The 17383-nt window shown below is 53.5% G+C and carries 15 protein-coding genes; 9 read left to right on the top strand and 6 right to left on the bottom strand.

Features of this window, described 5'->3' with window-relative positions; translation table 11 throughout:
- Positions 1-17 precede the first annotated feature (17 nt).
- The gene (gspC, locus tag C9I98_RS22760; protein ID WP_036820878.1) at positions 18-911 is read right to left on the bottom strand and encodes a type II secretion system protein GspC; all 894 of its coding nucleotides are present in this window, start codon (positions 909-911) and stop codon (positions 18-20) included.
- A gap of 291 nt (positions 912-1202) precedes the next feature.
- Here gspC and hslR point away from each other — a divergent pair, with 291 nt between their 5' ends.
- The 4 genes from hslR to C9I98_RS22740 all read left to right on the top strand — a co-directional run bounded on the left by hslR (position 1203) and on the right by C9I98_RS22740 (position 6704).
- Complete coding sequence (gene hslR / locus C9I98_RS22755; RefSeq protein ID WP_036820879.1) at positions 1203-1613, top strand: ribosome-associated heat shock protein Hsp15; 411 nt, start codon at positions 1203-1205, stop codon at positions 1611-1613.
- A gap of 90 nt (positions 1614-1703) precedes the next feature.
- Positions 1704-2582 (top strand): Hsp33 family molecular chaperone HslO, encoded by an 879-nt coding sequence (gene hslO / locus C9I98_RS22750; protein ID WP_036820880.1) that lies wholly within the window; start codon positions 1704-1706, stop codon positions 2580-2582.
- 319 nt (positions 2583-2901) lie between these two features.
- Positions 2902-4533, top strand: coding sequence for a phosphoenolpyruvate carboxykinase (ATP) (gene pckA, locus C9I98_RS22745; protein WP_036820881.1), 1632 nt, complete (start codon positions 2902-2904; stop codon positions 4531-4533).
- A gap of 161 nt (positions 4534-4694) precedes the next feature.
- Positions 4695-6704 carry an AsmA family protein gene (locus C9I98_RS22740; protein ID WP_036820882.1) on the top strand — a complete coding sequence of 670 codons (2010 nt, stop codon included), beginning with the start codon at positions 4695-4697 and terminating at the stop codon, positions 6702-6704.
- Here the strand turns inward: C9I98_RS22740 and C9I98_RS22735 are convergent.
- The 3 genes from C9I98_RS22735 to C9I98_RS22725 are packed head-to-tail and all read right to left on the bottom strand — an operon-like array spanning position 6659 to position 8996.
- Positions 6659-7579, bottom strand: a complete 921-nt coding sequence (locus tag C9I98_RS22735; RefSeq protein ID WP_036820883.1) for a bifunctional GNAT family N-acetyltransferase/hotdog fold thioesterase — start codon at positions 7577-7579, stop codon at positions 6659-6661. The genes C9I98_RS22740 and C9I98_RS22735 overlap by 46 nt on opposite strands.
- A gap of 44 nt (positions 7580-7623) precedes the next feature.
- Positions 7624-8061 carry a D-aminoacyl-tRNA deacylase gene (gene dtd / locus C9I98_RS22730; protein ID WP_036820884.1) on the bottom strand — a complete coding sequence of 146 codons (438 nt, stop codon included), beginning with the start codon at positions 8059-8061 and terminating at the stop codon, positions 7624-7626.
- Positions 8058-8996 carry a virulence factor BrkB family protein gene (locus C9I98_RS22725; RefSeq protein WP_036820898.1) on the bottom strand — a complete coding sequence of 313 codons (939 nt, stop codon included), beginning with the start codon at positions 8994-8996 and terminating at the stop codon, positions 8058-8060. Before C9I98_RS22725 ends, dtd begins: the two co-directional genes overlap by 4 nt.
- A 59-nt stretch (positions 8997-9055) precedes the next feature.
- Here C9I98_RS22725 and C9I98_RS22720 point away from each other — a divergent pair, with 59 nt between their 5' ends.
- A complete protein-coding gene (locus C9I98_RS22720; protein WP_036820885.1) occupies positions 9056-9697 on the top strand; it encodes a DUF2959 domain-containing protein in 642 nt (213 codons plus the stop codon).
- On the opposite strand, the gene C9I98_RS22715 is transcribed toward C9I98_RS22720, so the two are convergent.
- Both C9I98_RS22715 and typA read right to left on the bottom strand, forming a co-directional pair.
- Positions 9694-10233 carry an AAA family ATPase gene (locus C9I98_RS22715; RefSeq protein WP_036820888.1) on the bottom strand — a complete coding sequence of 180 codons (540 nt, stop codon included), beginning with the start codon at positions 10231-10233 and terminating at the stop codon, positions 9694-9696. The two genes, C9I98_RS22720 and C9I98_RS22715, sit on opposite strands and share 4 nt — an antisense overlap.
- Before the next feature lie 95 nt (positions 10234-10328).
- The gene (gene typA, locus C9I98_RS22710; protein WP_036820891.1) at positions 10329-12158 is read right to left on the bottom strand and encodes a translational GTPase TypA; all 1830 of its coding nucleotides are present in this window, start codon (positions 12156-12158) and stop codon (positions 10329-10331) included.
- Positions 12159-12644: 486 nt separating this feature from the next.
- Between typA and glnA the strand changes: the two genes are divergently transcribed.
- The 4 genes from glnA to glnG all read left to right on the top strand — a co-directional run bounded on the left by glnA (position 12645) and on the right by glnG (position 17360).
- Positions 12645-14054 carry a glutamate--ammonia ligase gene (gene glnA / locus C9I98_RS22705; protein WP_107272517.1) on the top strand — a complete coding sequence of 470 codons (1410 nt, stop codon included), beginning with the start codon at positions 12645-12647 and terminating at the stop codon, positions 14052-14054.
- A 126-nt stretch (positions 14055-14180) separates the two neighbouring features.
- On the top strand, positions 14181-14738 hold the full coding sequence (locus C9I98_RS22700) for a DUF4124 domain-containing protein (protein WP_107272516.1): 558 nt from the start codon (positions 14181-14183) through the stop codon (positions 14736-14738).
- Between the two features lie 121 nt (positions 14739-14859).
- Complete coding sequence (gene glnL / locus C9I98_RS22695) at positions 14860-15909, top strand: nitrogen regulation protein NR(II) (RefSeq protein ID WP_107272515.1); 1050 nt, start codon at positions 14860-14862, stop codon at positions 15907-15909.
- A 41-nt stretch (positions 15910-15950) separates the two neighbouring features.
- The gene (glnG, locus tag C9I98_RS22690; protein WP_107272514.1) at positions 15951-17360 is read left to right on the top strand and encodes a nitrogen regulation protein NR(I); all 1410 of its coding nucleotides are present in this window, start codon (positions 15951-15953) and stop codon (positions 17358-17360) included.
- Positions 17361-17383: the final 23 nt, after the last annotated feature.

The raw sequence follows: 17383 nt of genomic DNA, 5'->3' as shown, positions 1-17383 counted from the left end.
ATGATCGCCTTGAGCAACTATTGCAGCTCAATATAAATATCGTGTAGCTGACCCTCGCGCTCGACGGTCAATGTAAAATCTGTTGCCTGTGACAATTCTGTCCAAAGCTTCGCCATTACCGTGGCGTCGGTTAAATCATTGCCGTTTAGGCTCACGGCCAAGTCATTGGCCTGCAAACCAACCGCATCAAACAACGCGCGCTCTTTGCCCGGGTTAACACGGTAGCCAACCAGCTCGCCATCGCGCTTAACCTGGGATAAGCGGATATAGCTGAACAAGGTTTGCGGCTTTTCCAGAATCTCCTGCTTGATGCGACCAAGCTCCGAGGTTGGCTCAGCAGCCGGGGCTTGCGGCTCAGGCTGACGTACTGGGCGGGAAGCGGCTTTATTGAAATCCACACCATCGAGCATCAGCGTCTCGTCCCTACCGCTGTTGCGGATAATAACCCTATCGGGATACACCGCCTGCAACGTCGCGCGGGTACCGTCGATGGCTTCATTTAGGCCATAGGTGTTTTGCTTGCCGCGGTGGGTGATCACCGCCAGCGCACGCTCAGGATCCGAGCTTGCGACCACTCCCGTTAACGTTAAGCTTAGACGCGTTTGCGGGGCATTTTGCTGGGTGGGTTGCTGGCGCTCAACTTTCTGCGGCGCGTTCTGCAGGTAGCGGCCAAAGAGGTTCATCGCCAACACGTCAGACACATCATTGCCTTGCGTTGCCGTCACCGATACAGAAACGGGAGAAGCCTGCCATTTTGATGGGGACACCGTCGGTTGCAGTACAGACCAAACCAAGCGACCCGCAATCCATGCCAACAGCACGACCAAAAGCCAGGTCAAACTCCGAGTGAGCGAGGCAACAGACAGCCACTTTTTCGACTGTAGTGTTCCCAACCAATTTGCTGCAACCATGAGAAATCCATTGTCTTATAAAGAAAAAACCAAAACCGTAACGGCATAACCACACAGAATACCGCTCTAACGTCGATTCAGCACTGAAAATCAAATTTCTAATTAAATTTTATCTGAAGAGATCACGAAAAATTTTTGCCTACTATCAATAGACTAGACACTTTGCGCAATTTATTCCCAATTTGCTGTTGAAATCTTAAGCCTATATCACCATTTATTACACTCAACCGCCTGCTGACGCCGGGTCAGCAATATGGTACTTTTAGCGCCCTTTTGGGCAAGGAGCAGATCGTGGGACAGAAAAATTCCAATTCTGACACCCTCCAGGTCCGTCTCGATAAATGGTTATGGGCGGCACGCTTTTACAAGACCCGTTCAATTGCCCGCAATATGATTGACGGCGGCAAAGTGCAATACAACGGCCAGCGTTCCAAGCCAAGCAAGTTAGTCGAACTCGGTGCCGAAATCCGACTACGCCAGGGCAACGACGAAAAAACCGTGGTTATCGAGAAATTGTCAGACACCCGCCGCGGTGCGCCCGAGGCACAAACGCTTTATAGCGAAACGGCTGACAGCGTAAAGCAACGAGAGCAACACGCCCAGATGCGCAAGCTCAATGCTTATAACAGCCCAAGCCCAGACAAGCGTCCTGATAAAAAACAGCGACGCGATATAATTAAGTTTAAGAGCAATTCCAATTAACTATTAGTGCATGGCGGTGCGAATAAGTTTCACCGCCATGAAAAGTTTTATAGCGATTGGCTAATAATACCTGCTGGAGAATACAAGCTAATGACAAAAGACACTTTATACCGTTACCTGTTCGACGGTGTATCAGTACGCGGTGAATTGGTTCAGTTGGGCGAGACCTACCAACAAATCATTTCCAGCAAGGAATACCCAGCACCAGTACAAACCCTTCTGGGCGAATTGCTAGTTGCAACCAGCCTGCTAACAGCAACGCTGAAGTTCGAAGGTTCTATCACCGTTCAGCTTCAGGGCGACGGCCCGGTTAAGCTGGCAGTGATCAATGGCGACCACGATCAAAAGCTTCGTGGCGTTGCCCGCTGGGATGGCGAAGTGCCAGCATCAGGCTCAATCCACGATCTAATGGGTAAGGGCCACATGGTCATTACTATCACCCCGAACCAGGGTGAGCGCTACCAAGGTGTTGTCGGTCTGGAAGGCGACAGCCTAGCAGCCTGCCTAGAAGGTTACTTCGAAAACTCTGAGCAGTTGAAGACCCGCATCTGGCTACGTAACGGCGAGCACAACGGCGAAGCGAAAGCGGCCGGCATGCTGCTTCAGATCATGCCTGACGGCCAGGGCCACGAAGGCGACTTCGAGCACCTTGAGCAATTAACCGACACGGTTAAGAACGAAGAGCTGTTCGGCCTTGAAGGCCAAGACGTGCTTTACCGCCTATACCACCAGGAAACCGTCAAGCTGTTCGACCCACAGGATGTGGCATTCCACTGCGGTTGTTCTCGCGAGCGCAGTGCTTCTGCTATCGCCTCTATCGAGCGCAGCGAAGTAGAGCGTATCGTGGCAGAAGAAGGCAAGGTTTCACTGCATTGCGACTACTGTGGCACTAGCTATGACTTTGATAGTGTTGATGTTGCAGCACTGTTCAATAATGCAGCAAACGACAACAGCAACCAAGTGCATTAATTATTGGCTATTATTAAGCCCGTAACTTAATTACAGAAGCCGGACATTGTCCGGCTTTTTTTTAACCTCAAGCACGAAAAAACCCACCACCCTGTAAGCAAATAACATGCTAAGTCTCGCTTTTTTCAAGAAAAATATTAATTTCGAGACCTAGCGCAAACGCTTTACATCGCGATAAAATCACCACCCACAACCCATTTAAAATTTTTACTAAACCTTAACTTTTAAGTGGTTAAATTTTGATAAACCTCCCTGAAATACCCCTTTAGGGTTGCTAGCATGGTCAACAGTTAAACAACATCTTACCCAAGGAGCACCTATGACTGTCATGAACGTCGAGAAAAAGGTTGCAAAAAAATTAGATCTATCTCAATACGGTATCAATAATGTTACAGACATCGTTCGTAACCCTAGCTACGAAGTCTTGTTTGAAGAAGAGACTAAACCGGGCTTAGAAGGTTATGAAAGAGGTGTCGTAACAGAGCTAGGCTCAGTTGCGGTTGATACAGGTATTTTCACCGGCCGTTCACCAAAAGATAAGTTCATCGTTAAAGATGACACAACAAAAGATACCCTATGGTGGGCAGACCAAGGCAAAAACGATAATAAGAGCATTGGTCAGGAAGCGTGGAACGATCTGAAAGAGCTAGTGACAGGCCAGCTATCTGGCAAGCGCCTGTTTGTTATTGACGGTTTCTGTGGCACCAACCCAGATACCCGCCTATGTATCCGTATCATCACTGAAGTAGCATGGCAGGCTCACTTCGTGAAGAACATGTTCATCCGCCCTACCGAAGAAGAGCTGGAAACATTCGAGCCAGACTTCGTCGTAATGAACGGCGCGAAGTGCACTAACCAGAAATGGAAAGAGCACGAAATGAACTCTGAAAACTTCACCGTATTCAACCTAACCGAGAAAATGCAGCTGATCGGCGGTACTTGGTACGGCGGCGAAATGAAGAAGGGTATGTTCGCAATGATGAACTACTTCTTGCCGCTGCAAGACATCGCATCCATGCACTGTTCTGCCAACATGGGTGAAGACGGCGATGTGGCTGTATTCTTCGGCCTATCCGGCACCGGTAAGACAACCCTATCGACAGATCCTAAGCGCGCACTTATCGGTGATGACGAGCACGGCTGGGACGACAACGGTATCTTCAACTTCGAAGGCGGTTGCTACGCGAAAACCATCAACCTGTCGAAAGAAGCTGAGCCAGACATCTACAACGCGATCCGCCGCGATGCGCTACTAGAAAACGTCACGGTTCGCAGCGACGGCTCGATCGATTTCGATGACAACTCGAAGACAGAAAACACCCGTGTTTCTTACCCGATCTACCACATCGAAAACATTGTTAAGCCAGTATCGAAGGGTGGCCATGCCAACAAGGTGATCTTCCTATCGGCTGATGCCTTCGGTGTTCTACCGCCTGTCTCTAAGCTAACGCCAGAGCAAACCAAGTACCACTTCCTATCTGGCTTCACAGCCAAGCTTGCGGGTACTGAGCGTGGTATCACCGAGCCAACACCAACGTTCTCTGCTTGTTTCGGTAACGCGTTCCTAACCCTACACCCAACCAAGTACGCAGAAGTACTGGTTAAGCGTATGGAAGCAGCGGGTGCCGAGGCTTACCTAGTGAACACAGGCTGGAACGGCTCAGGCAAGCGTATCTCTATCCAAGATACCCGCGCGATCATCGATGCCATCCTAGACGGCTCTATCGACAGCGCCGAAACCAAAGACATTCCAATCTTCAACCTTGAAGTACCAACAGCACTACCGAATGTCGACCCAGAGATCCTTGACCCTCGCGATACCTACACAGATCCACTGCAGTGGGAAAGCAAGGCAAAAGATCTGGCAGAGCGCTTCATCAACAACTTCGAGAAGTACACTGATACTACCGAAGGTGCAAGCCTAGTTGCAGCCGGTCCCCAGCTAGACTAAGCCGCATTGAAGTGGTTTATCCACTAACCATGGTTACCAAGCCCCTCTTATGAGGGGCTTTTTCATTGCGGGTGCAAGCCCCTGGCAACAGGAAGCACTTGCAGCCCGCCGTTTTTTCCGCCCTAATAAAAGAAAGACGATGGCCATTTCAGGGAGAATGTATGCGCCTACTGGGGAAATTGCTCGCAACCATGCTGGTATTGGCACTGCTCGCCACAACCATCTTTGCCACCATGATGCACACTCGGTACGCCACCCGGCTCGCGCTAGCAACGGCCAACCTTGCCTCCCCCCACCCTATCTCCGCCGAGGCAGTGCACTACCATATTTCTTCCCCCTGGCAACTGGTTATTGATAAGCCAGAAATCCAGCTCAATGACGAAATAGAAGCAGGCGGTAACCCACCGTCTTGGGCTGCCAACAAAATCTCGCTTTGGCTCTCCCCTGCCGCCTTGCTCGAGCAACGCTGGCAGTTTGAATCGCTACTAATCGAAGCCCCCTCTTCTTTGCCCAGCGCCTTTTCGCCATTAGGCGCAGAAGTATCAAGCCAGCGGCTGGCACTCACCGATGTTGACCTCCAATATGGGGGGCTTGCGATCACCGGCGGCGAATTCCAACTCGACAACTGGCACTACGATCCCCACTCAGGCCTGCCGCCATGGCAACAATTCAATGGCGGCTTCCAGCTCTCCGCCGATCAAGTCGAGTGGCAATCGCAAGCCGCTAAGCAAGTATTGCTCGATGGCCACCATTCGCAGGGGCGCTGGACGCTCAACGGCTTCTCCCTCGACTGGCAGCAGGCCGATATCAGCGGGCAGCTGGCCTACCACCAGCAACAAAGCCTGCTTGACGTCCAACAACTCACGCTATCCGGCCTACAGCTCCAGGAGCCCGAGCTTGCCAAGCAACTGAGCGCAATGGTTCAGAACATGGCGCAAGCCGGTACGCAAGTGTTCCTGGAACGGCTCGATATTCTCGATAGCAGTATCGAGCTACCCGATATAACGGTTAACCATGCCAACCTCTCCCTGCAAAACTGGCACTGGCCCCAGCCCCACTGGCAACAACAGGCAGCAACACTGTCGTTCAATGCCGAGGACGGGATCTGGCTGGATACCCCCTTTACTGCTGCGCTCGCCGAACTCCACTTTGCCCCGCAGCAAATCACGGTATCGGGGCTCTCTGTCAGCCTGCTTGAGGGGTACCTGCGCACCGCGGGCACCCTTCTCCCCGACGCCATCCTGCTCGACAGCCTGACCGCAAACGGGATCAAATGGCTAGCACCTCAAGGTTGGCAACAATCATTGCAAGGGCCGCTGGCAAACATCAAAGATATCAGTGTCGGCAGCCTCGATACCGGCTACCTGCAGCTAACCGCTGCCGACGACGACAAGCCGTGGCAACTGTCGGGCCTGCACCTCAACGGCCACGATTTGATTGTGATGAGAGATAAGCAATGGGGACTGTGGCAGGGGGCGTTGTCGAGCAATGCAAGCTTTGCCAGCTTCAACCGTATCAACATGGTTGAGCCCTTGATTGAGATGACGGCAAACCAAGGCAATTGGCAGCTCACCCAAGCCATCATTCCTTTCGAACACGGTATTGCCGAGGCTAGCGGCCAATGGCAAAGAAATATCGACGGGCAGCCTTGGTCGCTTTCCCTCACAGGAGACAGCCTCCCGGTTGCCATTATCGACCGCTGGTTGGGGATCGAGCTGCCGCTCAAGGGCAAATGGGATCTCGACACCCAGCTCTCCGGCCTGGGGCAATCGCAAGCGGCGTTGGCCTATAGCTTGGATGGCAAACTAAGCAGCCAATTTCGCGACCTTGAACTCACCACCCCAGCAACCGCGCTATGGCAGTCGTGGCAAAAAACCGTCCCCGAAGGGCAGGAAGAAGGGAGCGCCCAAACGGTTTCAACACCCAAGGCACAGCCCGTGGCAATCACACCATTTAGCATAACGAGCAATAGGGGGCGAGTCGTGATTGCCCCTGCCGAGCTAAAAAGCCGCGAGCTTCGCGCCACCATTGCTGGCAATTGGGATTTGGCGTCGCCGCCAGAGCAGCAGCTAACGCTTGAGGCTTGGCTGGGGTGCCAAGCCCTGACCAAGGTATGGCAGCACGATCAACAAATCACATCGCACTCTTTGTGCGACGGGAACAACATATAGGTACCAGTGAAGCGGCAGGCTAGCTGGTCGCCGCTGTAAACGCTGACCTCGACCTCGACCTTGCCTTTTCGGCCTCGGGCCAGGCGGTCGATATCGCCGCAGATATCTTCGACCGTCACCACGGCGCGCGGCCGCTCCTTGACGGGCGAGAGGAAACGGATATGGCTATCGACCAGCATAATATCAGCGGGCAGCTTGCGCTCTTTTAGCAAAATCCAAACAAAGCCCCACCCGGCCAGGGTCGCCATGGTAAAGATGCTGCCGGCGAACATGCTTTCGTTCGGGTTGAGGTTGGCATTGATCAGCGCGCTGACTTCGAAGCGATAGCCCGTGTATTGGCTGATCTTCACCCCCATCTTGTCGCTGATCGGAAACTGCGACTGCCATAGCTCCTGCAACTCCTGGCACCAGTCGGGATGGCGCACCACCTCATGAAGCGGGTCAAGGTGCTTGAGCATCTGCTGATGGCGAACCGGCCCTTTTTCCTCGCTGAGCTCCCCCTGGCTGGTGAAACCGCTGCGCAGGTAAAACGGGATGGCATCCTCGCGGGCATTACACACCAAGCGCTTGGCCCCGTCTTGGCGTGCCAGCGATTCCAGCGCCATGAGTACCAGCGCCCCCATCCCCTGGTGGCGATGGTTGGGATGCACCGCCATATAGCGGATCTGCCCATCATTGTCCGGGGTCATGTACAAGCGCCCGATGGCGATCGTCTCCCCCTTGTCGTTGATGATCATCCGGTGGCAGCTCATTTCGTCATATGCATCCCGCTCCGAGCCCACCGGCATATGCCAAGGCTCGCGCAACATCCGCCAGCGGAAATCATAATAGCGCGCCAGCTCGTCTTCGGTTTGCGGGGTGATCAGTCGAAACATGAAATCCTTCTCCAACTTTCCTAGGGCCTAACCCTGTAATTTAATTATACCTGCAACCAAAAAGTCACCGGACCATCATTCAGCAATGCCACTTTCATGTCAGCACCGAAGATACCATTTTCAGTCTTGATCCCCTTGTCTTTGCAACAAGCAGAAAAATATTCGTACAAGCGCTCAGCTTCATCCGGCGCGGCACCTGTTGAAAAGCCAGGGCGCATGCCCTTTTTGGTATCTGCCGCCAGGGTAAACTGCGACACCACCAGCACGCTACCACCAGCCTGCTGGACATTCAGGTTCATCTTGCCGTCTTCGTCTTCAAACACGCGGTAGCCCAGTACTTTATCGCGTAAACGTTGCGCTTTGGCTTCATCGTCGCCTTTTTCCACCCCTAGCAATACCAACAAGCCCTTACCAATGGCACCCGTTACCTGGCCATCAACCGTTACACTGGCTTCACTCACCCGTTGTATAAGCGCAATCATTCTTTGTTACTACCTTCATCAATTGTCTGTTGTTCAAGTTCTTCCACGGTTGGCACGCTTGCCTGACGGGACTTCGCATCAGGGTGCCAGTGCTCGCGCTCACCGAGGCTCGCGGTAATTTCAGCGCCTATCAGCACGATGCACCAACATAGGTATACCCAAACAAAAATAATCGGGATCACCGCCAAGGCACCGTAGATAACCTGATAGGATGGAAAGTTCGTTATGTATAAGGCAAAGCCCTTCTTGCTAAGCTCAAACAAGATACTGGCAATCACCGCGCCGATCACCGCATGGCGGAAACGCACCTTGGTATTGGGCACCAATAAGTACAAACCAAGAAAGGCACTGCTCGACATGATCACCGGCAAGCCGCGCAAACCCTGCTGGAACAGCCCGTTCACCGCATCGCTATTGAGCAGGTTAAGCGAGCCGAGGTACGAGCTGACCGCGATGCTTGAGCCCACCAGAATAGGGCCGAGGGTCAATACCATCCAATAGATGGAAAAGGATATCACCGGACGGCGCTTTTCGTGAACCCGCCAAATATAGTTGAGTGCCTTATCGATCGAGGAAATCAACATCATGGCCACCACAAACAGGGCCCCTACCCCGACGGCGGTCATCTTGCCGGCATTGGCAACAAACTCGTTAAGGTATTTCTTTACCACTTCCCCTGCCGCCGGCACAAAGTTCTCGATCACAAAGTTTTGCAGCAGCTCGCCAAATCCGGCAAAGACGGGAAAAGAGGACAGCGCCGACAGCACCACGGTGATCAAAGGCACCAGGGACAATAGCGTGACATAGGCCATCGAGCCTGCGGTTACCGTCAGGCGATCATGGATAGCCCGGTGCTGCAGGTAACCGAAATAGGCTATCATGGTTTGGATTCCCTGCCACCAATGATGCTTGCCAGTTGTTTTTTTGTCAGCCATAGTCATGTAGTAATTTGCTTTTCTTTATCAAAATTTTAGGACAAATTTGGAGAAGATTTATGCCCTACCTGTTTGCTGTCATCCTCGGCCTAGCCACCCTAACCGGCTGCCAGAGCGCCTACTACTCGGCCATGGAGCAAGTCGGGGTGCATAAGCGCGACATCATGGTTGACCGGGTCGAAGACGCCAACGAAGCCCAGCAAGATGCCCAAGAACAATTCACCAGCGCGCTTGATGCCCTCAAGGCACTGAACCAATTTGACGGCGGTGAATTGGAAACGGCCTACAACAATGTCAATGACCAGTACGAGGCCAGCAGCGACGCAGCCGACAAAGTCAGTGAGCGCATTGCCGCCATCGAGGATGTCGCCGACGCTCTGTTCGAAGAATGGCAAGATGAACTCTCGCTGTATACCAGCGACAGCCTGCGCCGCGACAGCGAGCAAAAGCTAAAAAGCACACAGGCATCCTACCAACGCATGCTCAGCGCCATGCACCGTGCCGAACAGAAAATGGCGCCGGTGCTAAATACCTTACGCGACAACACCCTATATCTAAAGCATAACTTGAATGCCGCCGCGATTGGCTCGCTTCAGGGCGAATTCAACTCGCTGCAGCGGGATATCCAGCGCGCCATTAGCGACATGGAAGCGGCGATTGCCGAGTCCGAGCGCTTTATCTCACAACTGAAGAGAAGCTAGGCCTTTTCCGCCTGCCTCATCTGGGCCAGCACCCAGCTGGCTCGGTTATCGACCGTATCCCACGGCACTTCCACCACTTGGTAACCCAACTCGCTATAGGTCTGCTTCAACTGGCGGTGGATGGCCTCTGCCTCAGCAAAGGTGTGGGGACGCTCGTCGTCCTGAACATAAATGGCCTGGTTCGGGGCACAACAGAACACCGTCGGGTAGTACCCTTTCGCCGCCTCGATATAATGCTGCGCTACCGCTTCGCCACCGATCACCAGGTAGGCGCAAATATCGCCTATCGCCCGATCAACAAAGGCCGGCATCGTGCCGCACATGGCCTGCTGGCGTTGCTCGCCCATCGCCTCAAGGCATAGCGCAGCAAAACGCGGCAAGTCAGTCCAAGGCAAAATGCCATCGTCTAGGGCAGCCTGCTGGCGGATCAAGGTACGCGACACTTCGGTAAATGCCATATAGCCACGCTGGGCCAGAGCACTGAGCAACGAGGTCTTCCCGGCCCCGGGACCACCGGTGATAATTATCGGTTGCATAGTTTTTTTCTTATCGTGTTTGGTAGGGTTCAGATACAACAATCCCCCCATGGTAGCACCGATGGGGGGATTGATTAACGGCTAACAGCTAGCAATTATTTTGCTGCGCGGCTCGCACGCTTACGATCAGTTTCCGTCAGTAGTTTCTTACGGATACGGATGCTTTCAGGTGTTACTTCTACTAGCTCGTCATCGTCGATGAACTCAAGCGCTTGCTCAAGCGTGTACTTGATCGGCGGAGTCAGCACCTGCGCGTCATCGGTACCAGATGCACGAACGTTGGTTAGCTGCTTACCTTTCAGGGCGTTAACCGTCAGGTCATTGTCACGGCTGTGAATACCGATGATCATACCTTCGTACACTTCTACACCGTGACCGATGAACAGGCGACCACGCTCCTGCAGGTTAAACAGGGCGTTAGTCAGGGCTTTACCCGCGGCGTTAGCAATCAACACACCGTTGTTACGCTGACCAATAGTACCGCCTTTGTGTGGGCCGTAGTGGTCAAACGTGTGGTACATCAGGCCAGAGCCAGAAGTCAAAGTCATGAATTCAGTCTGGAAGCCGATCAGGCCGCGAGATGGCATCATAAAGTCCATGCGAACACGGCCCTTGCCATCTGGAGACATATCAGTCAGCTCACCCTTACGCAGGCCGATGTTCTCCATGATACCGCCCTGGTGCTCTTCCACCACGTCGATAGTCACGGTCTCGTAGGGTTCCATCAGCTGACCATCTTCTTCTTTGATGATAACTTCAGGACGAGATACCGCTAGCTCGAAGCCTTCACGGCGCATGTTTTCGATCAGGATAGACAGGTGAAGCTCACCACGGCCTGATACGCGGAACTTATCCGGGTCTTCAGTTTCTTCAACACGCAGTGCAACGTTGTGTACCAGCTCTTTCTGCAGGCGCTCAAGGATGTTACGTGAAGTCACGTACTTACCTTCTTTACCAGCGAACGGAGAAGTGTTTACCTGGAACGTCATGGTTACTGTCGGCTCGTCAACAGACAAAGCAGGTAGCGCTTCAACCGCATTCACGTCACAGATTGTGTCAGAGATTTTCAGCTCGCCAAGACCGGTGATTGCGATGATGTCACCAGCAGTCGCCTGCTCAACTTCGTGACGCTCAAGGCCAAGGTAGCCAAGGATAGTACCCACTTTACCGTTGCGGGTTTTGCCGTCTGCACCGACAACAGACACTTGCTGGTTCGGCTTCACGCTACCACGGGTTACACGGCCAACACCGATAACACCCACGTATGAGCTGTAGTCTAGCTGAGAGATCTGCATCTGCAGCGAGCCGTCAACGTCAACATCCGGCGCAGCAACGTTATCAACGATAGCCTGGAACAAAGGTTCCATGTCGTCGCCAGTCTCGCCCTCTTCCAATGTTGCCCAGCCGTTAAGCGCTGATGCGTAAACCACCTGGAAGTCTAGCTGCTCGTCGGTTGCACCTAGGTTGTCGAATAGGTCGAATACCTGATCCATTACCCAGTCAGGGCGCGCACCCGGACGGTCGATCTTGTTGATAACAACAATTGGCTTCAGGCCGTGGGCAAACGCTTTCTGGGTTACGAAACGCGTCTGAGGCATCGGGCCGTCAACGGCATCGACAATAAGAAGCACAGAGTCAACCATCGACATGATACGCTCTACTTCACCACCGAAGTCGGCGTGTCCCGGGGTATCTACGATGTTGATGCGGTAATCATTCCAATTAATCGCTGTGTTCTTAGCAAGAATGGTAATACCACGCTCTTTTTCGATGTCGTTGGAATCCATTACGCGTTCTTCAACTTCACCGCGAGACTCTAACGTGCCAGACTGCTGAAGCAGTTTGTCAACCAAGGTGGTTTTACCGTGGTCAACGTGCGCAATAATTGCGATATTTCTTAATTTATCGATCTGTGGATTTGACATGGATTCACATTCACTCAGAACATGCAGCGACCCTATGGTGCTACTTGGTTAAAAAAACGGCTCATAATCTAACAGATTTTACGCCAAAACCCACGAAATATGTGATTTATATCACCGCCTTTTTGTTTCTGCGCCACGATAGCCCGTCCATCGCGCCGCAAAACGGGTAATCACCGACGATAAGCTTGCACAAAAGCGCATTATTTATGCACCTTGCCAATTGACAATGTGTCCCGGTGGGATAATGTAGATGCACGCACCATATGAGTGAAAACTCGCGATATTGCACCATAACAGTGCAACAACTCACCATCTTGGTGCAGAGAATGGAATTTCATGGCGCTAAAACCGCGTAAATGCGCAATTTTAGGGCTTTAAAAAGTTGGCACGGTTCTAGCAATGTAGTTGGTCATAGAGCAAAACGCCTGCTCGCCACTCAATTTTTTTGCGGCCAGTTGCCCAAATTAACACCGGAGGTTACTCAAGATGTCAGTAGAAAACGTACTAGCGCTGATCCAGGAAAACGAAGTTAAGTTTGTAGACCTACGTTTTACCGATACTAAAGGTAAAGAGCAGCACATCTCTATCCCATCTCACCAAATCGACGCAGACTTCTTCGAAGAAGGTAAAATGTTCGATGGTTCATCTGTTGCTGGCTGGAAAGGCATCAACGAATCTGACATGGTGATGATGCCTGATGCAGCAAGCGCGGTACTAGACCCGTTTACTGAAGATGCCACCCTGAACATCCGTTGTGACATCCTAGAGCCTGCTACCATGCAAGGCTACGACCGTGACCCTCGCTCAATCGCTAAGCGTGCTGAAGACTTCATGCGTGCTACCGGCGTTGCAGATACCGTACTGATCGGTCCTGAGCCAGAGTTCTTCCTATTTGACGACGTGAAATTCAACACCGACATGTCTGGTTCTTTCTTCAAGATTGACGACGTAGAAGCAGCATGGAACACAGGTAGTGAATTTGACGGCGGTAACAAAGGCCACCGTCCAGGTGTTAAAGGCGGTTACTTCCCAGTCGCGCCAGTTGATTCATCTCAAGACATCCGTTCAGCAATGTGTCTGATCATGGAAGAGATGGGCCTAGTTGTTGAAGCTCACCACCACGAAGTGGCAACGGCGGGTCAGAACGAGATCGCTACTCGCTTCAACACCCTAACGACCAAAGCTGACGAAATCCAAATCTACAAGTACGTTGTTCACAACGTTGCCCACGCATTTGGCAAGACAGCAACCTTCATGCCTAAGCCACTAGTAGGCGATAACGGCTCTGGTATGCACGTTCACCAGTCGCTAGCTAAAGACGGCGTTAACCTATTCGCAGGCGACAAGTACGGCGGCCTATCTGAGACTGCACTTTACTACATCGGCGGTATCATCAAGCACGCTCGCGCAATCAACGCATTCGCGAACCCAGCAACTAACTCATACAAGCGTCTAGTTCCAGGCTTCGAAGCACCAGTTATGCTAGCTTACTCAGCACGTAACCGTTCTGCTTCTATCCGTATCCCTGTGGTACCAAGCCCGAAAGCACGCCGTATCGAAGTTCGCTTCGGTGATCCAGCAGCTAACCCATACCTATGCTTCGCAGCAATGCTGATGGCTGGCCTTGACGGTATCCAGAACAAGATCCACCCGGGCGAAGCAATGGACAAAGACCTGTACGACCTACCAGCTGAAGAAGCGGCAGAAATCCCAACTGTTGCTGAGTCACTACAGGGTGCACTACAGGCACTAAGCGACGACCGCGAATTCCTAACTGCAGGCGGTGTATTCTCTGACGACTTCATCGACTCTTACATCGACTTGAAATCTCAGGACGTTGAGAAGATCAACATGACAACTCACCCACTTGAGTTCGAACTGTACTACTCAGTTTAAGTAACTGATTAACAGTCGACATTGCAGATTTAGGCCAGCTTCACAAGCTGGCCTTTTTCATATTGCCGCCAACCGATTGCCAGAAAACAATGGGGGACTTCTTCCCTTCCCCTACACGGCGGTGCCATGAATTGTGTTTGCAAACTGACCCTTGCCACCTTGCTGGCCTTTACCACAACGAGCCAGGCTGACACGATTTATACCTGGGAAGACGAGGACGGCACGGTTCACTTCAGCGACCGCCCCCAACCCGGCGCTGCCGAGCTAAAGTTAAACGTACCCGAGCCGGCGCCCCCAGCCCAAACAACCACCCACGGAGCAGGGCCTGCCTCAGCAACCGCGCCCATTCCTGACGACGTGCCTCCCCCAGCCACTATCAAACTGATCACCCCCCGCGACCAGCTAACCATCCGCAGCAACGAGGGCATTATCCGGGTGCGCACCGAGGCCAACCGCAAGATGAACAAGGGCCACAGCGTCAGGCTGTTGCTGGACGGCAAGCCTTACGGCAGGCCGCAAACCCAACTCCATTGGCAACTCACCAATATTGATCGCGGCAGCCATACCCTGCAAAGCCAGTTACTCAAATACGGCAAGGTTATTGCATCATCAGAACAAGTAACTGTCTTTCTGCACCGTGCCACGACCAAATCAAGGAATGCGCCCGCGCCAATGCCCAAATAGCAGGCACTGCGCAAGATTTACGTTCACGACGTCCAACAGACAGGCTACACTTGATTGCACTACTTTGGTGCAACCACTGTTCAATGCACCACAATGAATTGAGCTAACAAGGATAGTAATTGTGACGGACGAGTTTTCTCCACTGATATTGGACAATCTGGTAACGGCGATTGTGCTGCTGGATGAGGATCTGGCAATCCGATACGTCAATCCCGCGGCCGAGCAACTGCTGTCTTTCAGCAAGCGGCGGCTCAATAACACCCGCTTTCCGGATCTGCTCCAGCATACCTCGCTTGATCTGGGCTTGGTCCAGTCCACGCTGCACAGCGGCCAGGGGCTGGCCGACAGCGACGTGACCTTTGTTATCGACGGCCGCCACCACACCCTGGAGCTCAATGCCAGCCCGCTGTCATGGCAAAAAGAGCTACTTATCTTGCTTGAGCTGAAACCCATCGACCAGCAGCGGCGGATCAGCCAAGAGCTCAGCCAGCACGCCCAGCAGCAGGCAGCCAAGGAGTTGGTTCGCGGCCTGGCCCATGAAATCAAAAACCCGCTAGGCGGTTTGCGCGGCGCAGCCCAATTACTGGAAAAAACCCTGCCCGACCCAAGCTATACCGAATACACCCAAATGATCATCGAGCAGGCCGATCGGCTAAGAAACCTGGTCGACCGCCTGCTTGGCCCGCAACGGCCGGGGGCGCGGCAGGAAGACAATATCCATATCGTGTTGGAAAAAGTCCGCCAATTGGTGGGCATGGATTGCGGCGATAGCATCGCCATCCACCGCGATTACGATCCGAGCCTGCCGGATTTCGTTATGGATCCCGACCAGCTCGAACAAGCCATTTTGAATATTGTCAGCAATGCATCGCTTGCCCTGCAGCAGCACCAGGGCGGCAATATCACCCTGCGCACCAGAACGGTGCATCAGGCCTTGATCCACGGCAAGCGCTTTCGGGTCGCGGCCAAAATCGACATTATCGACGACGGCCCCGGGATCCCGAGCGATATCCAAGACACCCTGTTCTACCCCATGGTGACCGGCCGCGAAGGCGGCACCGGGCTTGGCTTGTCGATAGCCCAGAACCTGGTAGACCAACACCAGGGCAAGATTGAAGTTATCAGTTGGCCTGGACACACCAAGTTCAGCCTGTATCTACCCATAAAATAACGATAAGCCAGCCAGAGCTGGCTCACTAGAGAGGAGTCATTATGAGCAAAGGACTTATCTGGGTCGTCGACGACGACAGCTCGATCCGCTGGGTGCTCGAGCGCACCCTCAATGCCGCCGGACTAAAATGCGAGACCTTTGCCAATGCCGACAGTGTCATCGAGGCGCTTGAGCGCAGCGTGCCTGACGTGCTGGTCTCCGATATTCGCATGCCTGGCATGGACGGCCTGACCCTGCTGAAAACCCTGCAGGGCGACTACCCGACCCTGCCAGTGATCATCATGACAGCCCACTCCGATCTCGATGCCGCGGTCAATGCCTACCAGGAAGGGGCATTCGAGTACCTGCCCAAGCCTTTTGATATTGACGAGGCCGTCAGCCTGGTCGAGCGGGCAGTGACCCACAGCCAGGAGCAAAAGCGCCAGCAGCAACCGGAGCTGGCCGACACCAGCGCACCGGAAATCATCGGCGAAGCGCCAGCCATGCAGGAGGTATTCCGTGCCATCGGCCGCCTCTCCCGCTCATCCATCTCGGTGCTGATCAACGGGGAGTCGGGCACCGGCAAGGAGCTGGTTGCCCACGCCTTGCACCGCCACAGCCCGCGCAGCAGCAAAGAGTTCATTGCCCTGAATATGGCGGCGATCCCCAAGGATTTGATTGAATCGGAGCTATTCGGCCATGAAAAAGGGGCCTTTACCGGCGCCAACAGCGTACGCCAAGGCCGCTTCGAGCAAGCCAATGGCGGCACCCTGTTCCTCGACGAAATCGGCGACATGCCGCTCGATATCCAGACCCGGTTATTGCGCGTACTGGCCGACGGCCAGTTTTATCGGGTGGGCGGCCACTCCCCGGTGAACGTCGATGTCCGGATCATTGCCGCGACCCACCAAAACCTTGAGCAGTTGGTGGCCGATGGCGACTTCCGGGAAGACTTGTTCCACCGCCTTAATGTCATCCGGGTTCACCTGCCGGCACTCAAAGACCGCCGCCAAGATATTCCGCAACTCACCCGCCATTTCCTGCAGCGCGCATCCGACGAGTTGGGGGTTGAAGTCAAGACCTTGCATCCTGATACCGAAACCGCGCTCACTGCGCTGGATTGGCCGGGCAACGTCCGCCAACTGGAAAACACCTGCCGCTGGCTCACCGTGATGGCGAGCGGCAACGAGATCCTGCCTGCCGATCTACCGCCCGAGCTCATGTCGCCGCAACCGATCGAAGACGGCGGTGGCGAACAGCAGCACTGGCACCAGATGCTGGCAAAGTGGGCCAAGGACAACCTACAACAAGGCCACCAAAACCTACTCGGCGAAGCCCTGCCGGAGTTTGAAAAAATCTTGCTCGAGGCGGCACTGGAACATACCCATGGCCACAAGCAAGAAGCTGCCCGCCTGTTGGGTTGGGGGCGCAATACCCTGACCCGCAAGCTCAAGGAGCTCAACGTCGCCTAGCCGGCAACAACCGCAAGCAAACA

This window comes from Photobacterium sanctipauli, assembly GCF_003026495.1.
Taxonomy (GTDB): domain Bacteria; phylum Pseudomonadota; class Gammaproteobacteria; order Enterobacterales; family Vibrionaceae; genus Photobacterium; species Photobacterium sanctipauli.
The sequence above is the reverse complement of the archived record's forward strand: the minus strand, read 5'-3'. Positions and strand labels throughout refer to the sequence as shown.